The sequence below is a fragment of the Desulfovibrio sp. genome (assembly GCF_009712225.1).
Lineage (GTDB): Bacteria > Desulfobacterota > Desulfovibrionia > Desulfovibrionales > Desulfovibrionaceae > Desulfovibrio.
Map to the genome: position 1 here is coordinate 20,643 of NZ_WASP01000009.1, position 12,948 is coordinate 33,590.

Consider the following 12,948-nt stretch of genomic DNA (forward strand, 5'->3'; position numbering starts at 1 on the left):
GCAAAAGATTGCGTGACGTAAATATCGGCGTTATGTTGTGGGCATGATGGGAACGAAGACCCCTTGGCAGCGTCGGGCGATTGCCGCTGGTTTGGTGCAGCGGACGCTGGCGATTCTGACCGGCCACGATGTCACGACGATCTCTCGCCAGTTGCGCGGCTACTGGCAATCAGGGATCCCGAAGCACATCCGATCGATGATTATTGCCTGGGAAATAATGAAGCCCGACCAGCGAAAGGAGTGGCTGACGCGGGTCGAAAGCGAAGCCGATGGCGGAGCTGATTCGACCGAAAATGATGATGGTCAATCAGGCCAGTCGGGGCGGCCTGCAAAAGGATGAAACGGATGGGCCGTAAGCCCGAGAAGAAAACCGAACTGCAGGAGGCGATCGAACTTGCTGAACAGGTGATGTTCGAAGCCGGCCGTGGAAAGGAGGATAGCTGGTACAGGGCATCGCAGGTCGAGAAATTGGCTAACGCGCTGCTGACACTGGTTAGAATCCGAGGAAGTGTCGATGAACCTCGATCCCAGTCGGAATAATATAAACGGAAAACCGGATATGCAGTCGGCGTCCGCTCTTTCCGACGATTTTGCCGGTTTTGTGCCGGCGTGGCGACGCGCCAAGCTCCGGAGCCTTCTCCGTCAGGCGGAAGAGGATGGACGGGCGGGCGCACCGCCGGAGGTCGACGCCCACCGGGCGCTTGCCCGCCGGCAGAACGCAGGGTACGCCGTCCATCAGGGAATGCCGTACCTGCCGTCTTGCCGTGAGGTGCGCCTTTGGCAAATCATCTTTGCGTGGCGGGGCAGCGTTGCCGGGGAGGTCTATCTGTCGCGCGAGGCGAGGACGGCGGCCGTCACGGACATACACGTCGACTTCACTGATCGCGGGTGGTCTCCTCCAGGTGACAAGCAATTGCGCCGCTTGCTGGACGAGCCGTTGCCGGCGGCGCTGTCGGTCAGCGGCAATGTGGCTTGCGTGGCGCCACAAATCATCGACGTGGCACGGCTGCGCGAAATTCTCGGCGCGCTTCCAACGCCGTGTGCGCGCCGGCTGAAGGATCTCATACGGTGGGAGGAACGGGCAGGACGGCTCACGGTATTGAGGCCGACAGTCATGCATTGGCTCAAGGGCAGTATCGATGGCGTCAGCCCGGCCGCCCGCCGGCGTTTACGGCTCTACTGCGCGGTGAACGGCCTCAGCACCGGCGGACTCTTCACCGAGCCTGGAAGGCGTGCCGTCGCCCTATTCGACGCGATCGCCGGCATTGAGAAGATCAATGGCGATGCCGCGGCGTCGGCCGGGTTCACAAGGAGCTTACCGGCGACCTCACCCACAAGCTGGTTGTGAGGTAGTTGCTGCGACACCACTGGTGACGAGCCGACGCGTGCGGTCATGTCTCTACGCCGCCATCGCCATCCCAATACACCGATCCTTCCATGCAAACTCTCGGCGCAACGCCTGAGTCAGCACTGCCTTCGGGCCGACCACGACGGCCTGCTGCTCAGCCCGGGTGAGGGACGTATACAGCCAGGACGGCTCCAGAAGGCGGCTCGGCTCGATGGCGATAACGACCCGCACCGCCTGGCTGCCTTGCAGCTTGTGGCAGGTCAGCGCATAGGCGAGATCCAGCTTGATCAGGTCGTCGCGGGCGAAGACATGGGTCGCACCCTCGAACGACACCTCGACGGACCGACGCCAGATGTCGACGGCGGTCACAGTCCCCAGCATGCCGTTGAACAGGCCGCGCTTGTAGTCGTTCTCCAGGTGGACCACCGGGTCGCCGACGCTGAACAGCGCGCCGAGATAGCCCTTCACTTCGTCCTTGCCCTGGCGGCGGAAATCGTGGAACCGGAGATTCAGCGCCGCCACCCGCTGGTTGGTTGCCGCGACGACATGCAGGGCCAGGCCGTCGGCGCCGAAGCCACCGAGGCTGGTGACCGCTCGCGCCACCTCCCTGTCCAGGTCGGTCAGCTTGCAGTCCAACAGGGACACGCCATCGGCCGGGCCGTTGAAGGCGTCCAGTCCGAGCGGCATCCGGTGGCGGATGGCGTCGGCCACCATGGGAATGTCGCTGGCATCGTCCTGGCGGAAGATCCTGGTCAACATGGCCGTGTCCGGCCGCTGGGCCAGCAGATGGAAGACCAGGCCGAAGCCGATCGGCGGTAGCTGGGCGGTGTCGCCCACCATCACCAAGCGGCAGCCGGGCGGCATGGCCTTCAGAAGACGCGCCCACTGGCCAAGGTCCGGCATGGAGGACTCGTCGACGATCACCATGGTCCTGTCATCGAACTGCGCCCAGTCGCCGTTCGGACGCTTGCCGTCCTCCTCGGCCGCCCGGCGGGCCGCAAGTTCGGACAGGGTCCGGTGAATGGTCTTGGCCAGCCGGTGCGTCGCCTGGGACAGGCGCAGCGCGGCCTTCCCGGCCAGGGCGCAAGGATGGACTGCGCCGCCCAGGGCCTCCCAGGCCAGCACCAGCGCCTGCATGGTGGCCGTCTTGCCGGTCCCGGCGCCGCCGCCGATGACGGCGAAGGGATTCAGCAGAGCATGCCGGACGGCGGCCCGCTGCTCGTCCGACAGCGGCTTGGGCAGCAGCGGCATGATCTGGTCTATGGCACGGTCGGCCGCCTCGGGGGTGACGACGATGCGTCCGCGCTCGGACGGCATCGCCTCGATCCGAGCCATGACCTCCCGTTCGAGGAAAGCGCATCCGGCGAATCGCCAGACCGCCCCCGCGTCGACCAGGCGGCCGTGCTTCTCACCGAGATGTTCGGCCAGGGCGAGGCCATGCCACTCCCGGCCGATGCGGGTCGCAAGGAGGCGCGTCAGGCGATCCTTGCCGATGGCGGTGTGTCCGGCCGTCATCCACTCGCCCACGGCGCTGTCGACGGCTCCCAGCAGCCGCTGCGGGGCGTCCCGGGCGCCGTCGGCGCCGAGGCGCAGGCCGAGGGCTCGCCGGCCGATCTGGTCCATCCGGGGCCATGGCAGCGTCTTGGCCAAGATGTAAGGATTGCTTACGAGTAGCTCCCCGGTCCGGGGGCCTAGGACGCGGACGATGCGGCGGGCCAACCCAGGTTGGTCGGTGATGCCGTGCCGGTCGAGCCAGGCCACGGCCTCATGCTCGGGGCGCAACTCGTCCGTCCACTTGGCCATCAGCACAGCGGCCAACCGCCTGGCCAACGCCGGCCGATCGGGCGCGACGGCGGCGGCCACCGCTTCGACATTGTTCATGTTTGACAGCGCGGCGTCCAACCCCTCACCAAAGGCAGCAAGAACACGCTGCGCGCGCTCCGGACCGATGCCCCGCACCCGCTGCAGCAGGGCGCCCTGCAGGCCCGTTTGGGCGGCGGTTCTGGGCGCGGCGGTATTCATCAGTCGCCCGCGGCGCCGAACGGATCGTGGAAAGGCCGGTCGCCGGTCTCGTAGATGGCAGCGATCTGCGCCTCAAGCTGCAGCACCTTCTGCCGCAGATGTTCGTTGTCGGCGGTCAGCAGGTCAATACGACGCAGCGCCTCCACCAGGTCCTCCGACGCCTTCTTCTCGGCGTTTCCGGCCCGGGCCAGTTTGGCGCGGACCGTCTCGGCCGCCTCGTCATCGAGCGCTCGGCTGCCGATCGGTGCCAAGCCCATGGCTTCGGCCACGATGTTCACCGCGTCGAACAATTCGCGCTTTCGGTGGAAATGCTGGACGCTGAACGGTTTCAGCCCGAGCTCGCGCACCAGACCGGTGACGTTCACCTTGCCGTCCGCCGTCGCCGGCAGCGTCGGCGTCCGTCGATCGCTCGGCACGGCCTCGAACGCCGCCAGCTTGGCGTCGAGATAGGGCTCCAAAAGAGCGATGATTGTGGGAACGATGGATTTAGCCGGCATCGTCCTCGCCGTCCGGGAAAGCGACCACATGGCCGGTCGCGCCGACAATCCTATTGGGCTGCGGTCGGGCCGCGCGTCGCAGCGCCTTCCTGACCTCCTGGTCGGTGCTTCGCTCCATGGCGCGCATGCGGAGCAGCATCGCCGCCATGGCATCCGTCGCGGCCTGGCGCTGCTGTTTGAGCTTGGCGTTCTCCTCCCGTAGCCTGGCGATGACGTGGTCGGCGGAGGTGATGGGCTCTGTGCCGAGAGTTTCGATCTGGGCGACGATGTTCTCGTAGCGATCGAGCGTAACGCGACTCCGCCCAGCCTCGGCGGCCACCGTCGCCTTATTGATCTTCAGCTTGCCGTCTTTCGCCCTCTTCGCGAGATCCCGATTCATCGGCTTTCCCGCCACCAACCGCTCTATGGCCGCGAGGAAATCCTTCTCCACCCGGCCGATCGCGGCCGGTTCCTTTGCCTTACGCGACATCGCCGTTGTCCCCACTTTGTTCCATTTTTTTGAGGACGGCCAGGCATTGAGCCGCACGTTGCCGGCACAGCATGGCCAGCGCGATATCGCCCTGGGCTTCGGCGTCTTCTATGGCACCGGTCTGCTTGGCCAATCGGTCCTGCCAGAAGGCCATGTGCATATTGTTGGCGACGACCAGGTTCTTGCATTCCCAGCAGAGGTCCGGCCGTGCCGCCGACCAAAGCGGGGCGCGCAGCATCCATTTGGCTGGACAACCGTCCGTGCATTTCCCGGTGCCCGGCCTGAACATGCAATCGCCGGCTGGCTGACCCCTGAACCGCACCTCCCACGCCCGCATGCTGGAAGAACGCACCAATTCCTCGACGTCGGCTTGCCTGTCTTCGGTCGAGCGGTTACCGAGGGATATGCCGAGCCTGCGCGCTGTCTTTTGAAGCTCGTCCACCAGCGGCCCATTGTGGCGTGATTTCCCAGACATCATCGAACCGATCATGGCCACGGTGTTCTGGACAGCGGCATCGTCGAGCAGCTGGAGCAATTCAGGATCCGCGGCGACATAGCCTTGCTCCGTCATCGCAATACTGAGGTGCTTGAAGTGGTCCTTAAGCGCGGGGAGCATGGCGCTGTCCGAGCGTATGACGTACTGGGCGAAAGTTTTGCGCCATTGGTGTGTGCTAGGATTGTGGTTCGCCAAGAGATCGTCCGTGTCGAAGAAGTCTTTGACGGCGTAGATCATGATCGGGACTGAGTAAGGCTTGCCGGAAACGGCGTCGACACCCATTGCCAGCACAAGTTCATTTGTGCCATCCGCTTCCCGCCAAGGCCGATAGAGCCGTTCCAATGCACAAACTGCCAGTACGGGGATTGGCAATGATTCCGGGCCGCTACCCACGGGCCGGGAGCCGACTAGCCAGTCATTCTCAGCCGGGGTGGGTAAGGTTTTCGACAACAGACTGCGAATGAAAAAGAGTTCGTCGAGGCCACTAAGCGAGGGTTTTACGACAATGCAGTCGGGCAAACCTGTGGTGGGGTCGATCCCACTTGTCTTGATTGCGCAGATCTCATTGGCCCGCATCCCCGTAAGGGCTTGAATGAGGATGACGCAGGCGTCCCTGACGCGGTTAATTTTGATGATCGCCTTTATCCGATCTTGGGGAAGCGATTCATCGACAACTTTTAGCTTGGTGTAGTGTTTGCTCGATAGCCCCCTGTGTTCGAATACAGCGGCGGCGCACTGCATGGCTTCCGCGAAGATGTCCTCTTCGGTGGCCTGCAAGGAGAGTTCGATGGCCCGGCGGAAAACATCGTCGGGAATTGGGGGAATGGTGCCGTCCTGCCGCTCGGCTGTTTCTCGTGCCACCTCGTTTGCCCGCCTTCCTTGGAAAGGCGGGCATTGCGGCACAGGCAACCCAGCCGTTTCCAGGACAGCGTGGAATTGCCAGAGTTTTATCGGAAAGGCGACAGCATTGCGGAGGGTATTGAATGGTCCCCTCTTATTCTTGCGGCGATATGCGTCTACCCTGGCGACATCGAGAAAGTCCCTGAAGGCGCCGTCGTCCAGTTCATTGAACGCGATGTAGTCGTTGCTGCACATCCACCTCACGAAATTCGTCATAGAATGATAAAATGCGTAGGTGGTATTGGCCTTGGACACACGGCCGCCAATACAGGAGTTCATAAAGGTCCATATCACTTGGCGGCAAGACTCAAGCAACGTGCCCCACGAAATATCGGTAAATAGACTGCCGTCAGGCATTTCGAATGCCCAATCGAGCGTCTTTGGGTATTGACCAGGAGTCGTCTCTTCGAGAATCCACTTCGGGTCTTCCCAGGCCGATTTATTGCTCACGGCAATAGGCCGGACACAATCCTGGTTTTGGGTTTGGTGCTGGTTTGTCTGCATCTCGGATTTACTCGATGGCCAAGAGCGGAGGGAGACGAATCGTCTCGGCGGCTGCGAAGACGGCAGGATCGCGGAATGACGGCAGCCAGCGTTCGTGAAGCATCTCCAAGGCTGGACCCCACTCGCTGAGCCACCGCTGCGGAGACATATCGCCCTTCGCCGCGTCGATGGCCGATGTGAGGCGGACGAGGTGCGCCAGAGCGTGGGGCGATTGGGAATCGACCGATGCGAGCGGACACGTCACGCATTCGCCCCAGGCGGAGCAAATCTTCCCTTGGGTTTGACCTGGAATTGGCGAATCGTAAGGGTCGAAGCATTCGAAACCGCCGGTCGCCGCTCTCCCTGTCCCCCGCGGGAAGGGCTGCCGGCTATCCGCCCGTCCATCTGACGCAATCCATCGCCCCCGTCGATTGACAATTTCACTCAACCTCTCCATTCGGCGCCTGCGGACCGCGGTCGAGACATAATGACCGTCGGTCATATCGACTGAGCCGTGGTTCAGGATGGTTTGCTGGGCCTTAATGTCGCCGCCACTGATGAGATCGACCAACTCAGAAATGGTTGGCCTTACCTGGGACAAAGTAAATTCGGGAAGCCCATGCGCGGCTGCAAACTCTCTCAGTTTCTTGTTGAACACGCCGATCAGGAAGTGGTTGGCTTGAACCTCCTTGCCGGCACCGATCCCCCTGAAAATGAACAATTTGGTCGAGAGGGGACCGGCGAAACGCCTCACTCTTCGGGTGATCGTCTCGGTGTTGCGGAAGATCGTCACGGGGTTGTCGATGTTCTCATCGTCGCAAGGGTAGGTACGCACTTGATCGCGCCCGGCTCGATTCTTCTTTCCGACGATCTTTTGCCTGGCATCGATTCCATGCAGGTCGGCAGATCCGGAGGCTAACGGATTTTCACGTAACGCCGACAATTCCATGCCGAGAATTGTCTCGGGATTGAAGGCGGTCCTGATGGCCAGCATCAGAGCGAACGGCACCAAGTCACGGCTCGATGCGGCCAGCCAATCGTTTACTCGCAGCAATCCGCCATTCTTGAATATTACATACCGCAAGGTGCGGTCCTGGGCCTTCTTCTCCGCACCAATGCTGATCACACCGCTATATTCGTCTTCAATGAAGGCCAACAAGACATCAAGACGACCAGATGTGATGTCGACGCCTTCCGCGATGGCTGCCCGGCCGGAGGCCAGCAACGCATCACCCTTGTCGAGACGCTGCAAGACTTCGCGCATCTCCCGCAGGCAGGCCACTTCAATCGCCGCAAGGGTCGTTATTGGCAGCCCCTCACGCGAGACGACACGACGATGGCGGCCTGGCCAAAGGCCCTCTGGGAAATCGATCCGCGCCGGCAGGAAAGCCCTGTATTCGGGCAAGTGTGATAACCTACCGACGACTTTCTTCAGGACGCCGAATGCGCCGCTCTTGGCGCTCTCGCTCATACCCGTCGCGTCCATCCACTTCACGAACTCACGGACCAAGTCCCCATCGATGTCTGCCAAGGTCGCGTCGCAACGCCCCTTCTCGGCGAGGAACTGGCAGAAGGTGTTGACGCGGGAGAGAGCCGATTGGACCGTCGCGGGCCGTTTAGTTCTGTAGTGCGCGAAGAAGGCTCTGGCGAACGGTTCCGCCAACAGAGACGCCGCGAGCCAGTGCTCGCCAGGGTTCATGCTGATCGGTTTTTTCATATTCGGCCTGAACGGGAGGGTGATCGTGATCCGCCCCGGCCCGTCGTCCGCCCGATGTTCCACCTCAACGCCGCCTTCCATGCGCGGCGTGGGAATGGGGACCACTCCGCCGGCACGGCTGCCGCGGTCATGTGTCTGGGCCGTGGGAGCGCCAAGCAGTTTGGCGCGATCAAGTCGTCTGGCCATTCCAGATAGCTCTCATGAAATTGGTGATCGCATCCGTCATTTCGGCTTCGCGAGATGAGACGCTGCGCAGGTAGGTGTTGATCGTCGTTGAGAGGTGTTTATGACCGAGGAGATTTTTCAGCGTTACCCAGGGCTCGCTGCGCCCCTGCCGGACGAGCTCCTGGTAATACGCCACCGCAAAGGTATGTCTGAGATCGTGGAAGGAATATTTTGCCACTTCCAGATACTCAGCGCCGTTGGGGCCAGCGACGACGCCAATTCTGGTCAGCCCCGCCGCCAACACGGCCTTGTGGAAATTGCGCTCCACCGTGTGGGCGGTGACAGGGCCTCCGCGGTTGCGGTTCCCGTTTGCCGCGTTGACAAAGAGGGCGGTGGTCTTCGAGCCGGTGCCCCGGATCGCCATGGCCCGTTCGGTGTCGATATAGGTCAGGATGTCGGCACGCACCTGCGGCGGGATCATCACGGTCCGCGGATTCAGGCCTTTGGTGACCGTGATCCGGAGAGGACTGTTGCCGTAGGTCGCATTCGGGATCAGCCCCTGTGCTTGACGCAAGGTTAGAGCGACACATTCGTGGACGCGCATTCCGGTGGCCAATGCGAGGTGCATGATGATGCGGTCCCGCGACGGCCTGGGATCGCCAAGCGACCCGGGGCTGGGCCCGAGATGCTCCGACACAACCCGGATGTCGTCAACGCTGAGAGCGTCAACGTTGTCTGTCTGCTGATCCTTGGGCAGCAACCTGCTCGATTCGGCATGGCGCTCACCCGGATTCGTGTGCGCGAGCATGTCCCGAGAATTCTCCCGAGGAATCTTTCGGACCTCGCGTTCGTCGACTTGGCAGATAGAGAGACCTGCCTTTTCCGCCCATTTGTAGAAGTCGAGGATCACGATCAGCCGCTTTCTGACCGTTGCGATAGACCGCCCGAACCCCAGCAACCGATCTCGATACGTTTCCACATCTTCGGTTGATACGGTATCCCAGCGCAGGCCGGCGACGGCCATATAGGAGAACCACTCGTACAGGTCTTTGCAGTACGTCAGCTGGGTGTTCCCGACTGACTGGATTTTGGCGTTGCCCACACATTTATCGAACAAATAGAGTAGGATCGGCTCGACGACCTCCTCCGCATCGTCAACGACATAGCGGAACCCCTCTGGCAGGGCATGTTCACGGATCGCAGTCCATTCGGCGTCGGTCATGCCGATCGCCGGTGCCCGGGGGAGCAGTCTCGATATCCTGATTTCGTAGCTGGACATTCCGTTATTCGGTCGTTCGGCGGCCACGTTTTTCCCCTTAGGCCGCCGTGAGCAGAGGGATCCCCGCCGCGACCAAGTTGGCAAGTTCATCATCCTGATAGCTTGGACCGCCGAGATCGGCGCGGACCCGCATCAGCATGCGGCCGAGCAGGTTCCGGCCGACACCGTTGATCTCCCCCCAGCGACGGTTGACCTCGCTGTCGACCGTGCCGCTTTCGACCAGGCGAGCGGTGCCCGTGTTCATGAGCAGCGCGGCCAAGTCGCCATGCTGGCCGAATTTCGCCTGCAGGCACTTCAGCATCCAGGGATAGCGCAGGCGCGACCAGCCGGGCGCAATGTCCCAGTGCAGAAGACCATGCGCGGCCGATGCCACCAGGGACGGCGTCGGCGCCGCCAGTATCCACCGCCGCACCGCCGGCTTGCGGGCTTTCCGAGACTGGTAGGCATGCTCGACTGTCGGGAACACCTCGCTCTCGATCTCCACCGGCCTGCGATAGAGGTTGCTGAAGCCCCCGTAGGGCTTCTCGTTGGCCCGATAGAAGTTGATGTCCTCGCCCACGACCGTTCCCCCTGGTGATCACTGTTGACGACAATACTGCGCCATCCCGTCTTGGGCTGCCTCGGCGAGTTTCTGCCGGTACTCTGCGTCGTCGAGCCGGTCAGCCTGATAATCCACCCAAGCCTGAAGAGTGGTGTGGGCAAATGACCATTCGCCGGCCTCTCGGGCAGCAGCAAGCCGTTCCGCCATGGCGACCAAAAGCCAGTGCTCGCCCATCTCGGAACGGATGGAATCCGCCGCATCGCCCATGATCAGCCGTGCGGCCTGCATTGGCGTCCAGCGCTCCCCAGCGGCTTTTAAGGTGGCGAGAAAAGCGCCAGGGTCCTGCGCACATCCATGCCGTTCGATCCGCGCCATCGCGCGTTTACCCCTTGATGTTGATGATCGGCCGGACGTGGTGAACCACCTCCACCAGATCCGCCTGCTGCGCCATGACGTCGAAGATCGATTTGTAGGCGAAGGGGCTCTCGTCCAGCGTGGCCATGTCGACCTTGGCAACGATGCCGACCATGGTTTCCGTGAAGTCTTCGACCTTCAGCGCCTCCTTGGCCTGCTTGCGGCCGAGCACGCGGCCGGCGCCATGCGAACTCGAGTACAGGGCGTCCGAATTGCCCTTGCCGCGGACAATGAAGCTGCCGTCCCGCATGTTGCCCGGGATCACGCCCATCACGCCGTCCTCGGCGTGGGTTGCGCCCTTGCGATGAATCCACAGGCCGTCCCTCGGCTCGGCATGGTTATGGTTCCGGTTGATGAAGCCATCCCACCAGTCGGGATTGCAGAGGCCAGCATGGCGCTGCACCGCCGCAACGACCCGCTGCATCATGCGCAAGCGGTTCTCCAAGGCGAAGGCCAGGCAGAACCGTAGGTCGACGACATAGGCGTCACCTTCGGCGGTGCCGATACGAAGCGGCAGATGGTCTTCACGCGCCTTGCCGTCGGGCGAGGCCAGCTTCATGTAGTGCGTGGCCGTCTTGTGGCCGACGTTGCGCGAACCCGAATGGATCACCACCCAAGCGCCGCCGGCCTCGTCTTCGCCGATCTCGATGAAGTGATTTCCCGAGCCGAGAGAGCCAAGTTGCCGCAACGCACCGTCGTCCAGCTGCTGCTGGATGACCGACGTCCGCTCGATCTTCTCGCCGTCAGGCCATTCCTCGGCCTTCTGGTTGTGAGAAAAGCCGGTCGGGATGTCCCGGTAGATTTGGTCGAAGATCGCCTTGGCGTTGGCACGGATGTCCTCGCCGCCGATGTTGAGCGGCAGGGCGCACATCCCGCAACCGATGTCGTAGCCGACCCAGGCCGGAACCACCACGCCATCGGTGGCCACCACGGCGCCGATGGGCAGGGCGTAGCCGGCGTGTGCATCGGGCATCAACGCACCGCGCACGGCGAAGTCCTGCTTCAGGCCGTCGTAGAACTGTGACAGCGCCTTGCCGTCGATGGCTTCGGCGAAGATGTGATGCGGCTTCATGGGTCCTCGCTATCGTTCAGTTTCGGCCCAGCCCGGGCCGATCACCGATGATTTTCCCAGTTGCCGTGGCAGGCGCAATTTCCCGCACCGTGCTCACGCCGACCTATCTTGGCTGGCCGACCACCGGCCAAACTCGCTGCGCACCCAGTCGAGCACGCCGGTTTTCCCCATGGCCACGATGCGTGCGTGGAACACCGGTCCACGCTCGGCCGTCAGTTCGCGCATGAACTCGCCCAACTCGCGCGAAGCCAGACCGGTGATTTCCCCCACGACTTGGCCGTTGAACAGATCCTTGGCCTGCCGCCAGGTGGCGAAGTCTGCCATCACCGTGAGGTATTCGGACTCGAACTCGGGGAAGGCTTCCAGCAACCGTGCCAGCGCCGTATCGTCGAAGCGCCGGCCACCGAGCTCCTCGGTGGATGGCCAGGGGAAGGCCGAGAGACCGCTTTGCGTCTCCATCCAGTCGAGAAAGCCGCGGTACACCGCCCGCTTGCGGTCACGCACCCGGGCGATGTGGTTGCGGTTCTCGTAGGCGAAGATGGCCGGATTGAAGTACGGCGTGCTGGCGGCGAAGGAATAGATCTCCTCAAGGGTCTCAAAGCCGGCCCGCCAGCGCGCGGGGTCGTAGCCGAGGAAGCGGAGGATCCGGTCGGTGTCCTTGCTCACCACGCGTTCGGCGAACTGGTAGTTCCCTTCGCGAAAGACGACGGACAGTCCATCATGCCCGTATCGCACTCCCATCTTGTGAGCGATGCGCCCCAGGAAATTGCCAAGGTCGTTCCAGGAATAGTAGGCCAGCGCGGTGTCGAAATTCTCCGGCGCCTGGCCGATCAGGTCGACCTGCAGTTCCCGGCACTCGAAGCTGACGACGTTGCCGTTGCCGACGACTTCTTTCGGATTCCACACCTCCACGGCCCAGCGCCGGAGATCGCCGGTCGGGGCGGTCTCCACCAGGATGTCCATGTCGCCGAAGTCGGGCTTTGCCCTATACGCCGGCAGCACTGCGCTGCGCCGGCCGGGAAAATCGGCCTGCAGGCGAGCCAGCACCTCGCTGGCCAGGACCGCGAATTCTTCCGCCTGGTACCGGCGGGTGGTGCAGTTCTTGAGCGCGTTGCCGCCCATGGTGTCAGCCCTCCATCCGCCGAAGGTGTCGTTGCAGCAGCAGTTGTTCGCCGTCCTGCAGGGCCTGCCGCGCCTGCTGAAGCAGGACCCGCGCCGTGGGGCAGGTATCGGCCGCTCCGGACAACACATTCAACAGGGCGGACTTCTCCCGGAGATAGACGGTAGCGAAGTCCGGGTTGTGTTCGACGATGCTCGCCGTGTTGTCAATCAGGTCGGCGAGCTTGACCGCCTTGGCGCGCGCCGAGGCCTGCGCCAAGTGTTCACGGTCCTTGGACTTGCGGGTGATGCGGTTGCCATCCCCGGGGCGCGAGACATCGGTCAGCCAGAAGACGAGTTCGGCGACGTCGTCGCCGAACTGGCCGCGGATGGCGGGGGGCGAGACCCGGGGGTCCGCGGCCGCGGCCGGCCGGAGCCCGGCGGGGC

14 protein-coding genes are annotated in these 12,948 nt (G+C 62.9%); 3 read left to right on the forward strand and 11 right to left on the reverse strand.

All coding sequences use genetic code 11. The features are described 5' to 3' along the window. The first annotated feature begins 43 nt into the window (after positions 1–43). From F8N36_RS12280 to F8N36_RS12290, 3 genes are read left to right on the forward strand one after another with little or no spacing between them, the layout of a single operon-like run. The gene (locus F8N36_RS12280) at positions 44–340 is read left to right on the forward strand and encodes a hypothetical protein (RefSeq protein ID WP_291333111.1); all 297 of its coding nucleotides are present in this window, start codon (positions 44–46) and stop codon (positions 338–340) included. 5 nt (positions 341–345) lie between these two features. Beyond that, positions 346–540, forward strand: coding sequence for a hypothetical protein (locus F8N36_RS12285; protein WP_291333112.1), 195 nt, complete (start codon positions 346–348; stop codon positions 538–540). Further along, entirely contained in the window at positions 515–1,348 is an 834-nt protein-coding gene (locus tag F8N36_RS12290; protein ID WP_291333113.1) for a hypothetical protein, read from the forward strand. The genes F8N36_RS12285 and F8N36_RS12290 overlap by 26 nt, the downstream gene beginning before the upstream one ends. A 51-nt stretch (positions 1,349–1,399) precedes the next feature. Here F8N36_RS12290 and F8N36_RS12295 read toward each other — a convergent pair whose 3' ends face one another. The 11 genes from F8N36_RS12295 to F8N36_RS12345 all read right to left on the reverse strand — a co-directional run. After that, positions 1,400–3,370: an AAA family ATPase gene (locus F8N36_RS12295; RefSeq protein ID WP_291333114.1), complete on the reverse strand. Its 1,971-nt coding sequence runs from the start codon at positions 3,368–3,370 to the stop codon at positions 1,400–1,402. Then, the gene (locus tag F8N36_RS12300) at positions 3,370–3,867 is read right to left on the reverse strand and encodes a hypothetical protein (RefSeq protein ID WP_291333115.1); all 498 of its coding nucleotides are present in this window, start codon (positions 3,865–3,867) and stop codon (positions 3,370–3,372) included. Before F8N36_RS12300 ends, F8N36_RS12295 begins: the two co-directional genes overlap by 1 nt. Then, a complete protein-coding gene (locus F8N36_RS12305; RefSeq protein ID WP_291333116.1) occupies positions 3,857–4,336 on the reverse strand; it encodes a hypothetical protein in 480 nt (159 codons plus the stop codon). Before F8N36_RS12305 ends, F8N36_RS12300 begins: the two co-directional genes overlap by 11 nt. Beyond that, a complete protein-coding gene (locus F8N36_RS12310; protein ID WP_291333117.1) occupies positions 4,326–6,236 on the reverse strand; it encodes a site-specific integrase in 1,911 nt (636 codons plus the stop codon). The genes F8N36_RS12305 and F8N36_RS12310 overlap by 11 nt, the downstream gene beginning before the upstream one ends. A 7-nt stretch (positions 6,237–6,243) precedes the next feature. Next, positions 6,244–8,118: a phage integrase SAM-like domain-containing protein gene (locus tag F8N36_RS12315; RefSeq protein WP_291333118.1), complete on the reverse strand. Its 1,875-nt coding sequence runs from the start codon at positions 8,116–8,118 to the stop codon at positions 6,244–6,246. After that, positions 8,102–9,319, reverse strand: a complete 1,218-nt coding sequence (locus F8N36_RS12320) for a tyrosine-type recombinase/integrase (RefSeq protein ID WP_291333119.1) — start codon at positions 9,317–9,319, stop codon at positions 8,102–8,104. The genes F8N36_RS12315 and F8N36_RS12320 overlap by 17 nt, the downstream gene beginning before the upstream one ends. A gap of 94 nt (positions 9,320–9,413) precedes the next feature. Further along, a complete protein-coding gene (locus F8N36_RS12325; RefSeq protein WP_291333120.1) occupies positions 9,414–9,935 on the reverse strand; it encodes an NADAR family protein in 522 nt (173 codons plus the stop codon). Between the two features lie 18 nt (positions 9,936–9,953). Next, complete coding sequence (locus F8N36_RS12330; RefSeq protein WP_291333121.1) at positions 9,954–10,292, reverse strand: hypothetical protein; 339 nt, start codon at positions 10,290–10,292, stop codon at positions 9,954–9,956. A 7-nt stretch (positions 10,293–10,299) separates the two neighbouring features. Then, positions 10,300–11,403: an RtcB family protein gene (locus tag F8N36_RS12335; RefSeq protein WP_291333122.1), complete on the reverse strand. Its 1,104-nt coding sequence runs from the start codon at positions 11,401–11,403 to the stop codon at positions 10,300–10,302. A gap of 93 nt (positions 11,404–11,496) precedes the next feature. Next, positions 11,497–12,525 (reverse strand): hypothetical protein, encoded by a 1,029-nt coding sequence (locus F8N36_RS12340; RefSeq protein WP_291333123.1) that lies wholly within the window; start codon positions 12,523–12,525, stop codon positions 11,497–11,499. A 4-nt stretch (positions 12,526–12,529) separates the two neighbouring features. After that, positions 12,530–12,948: hypothetical protein (locus tag F8N36_RS12345; protein ID WP_291333124.1), on the reverse strand; the 419-nt coding region annotated here is incomplete at its 5' end.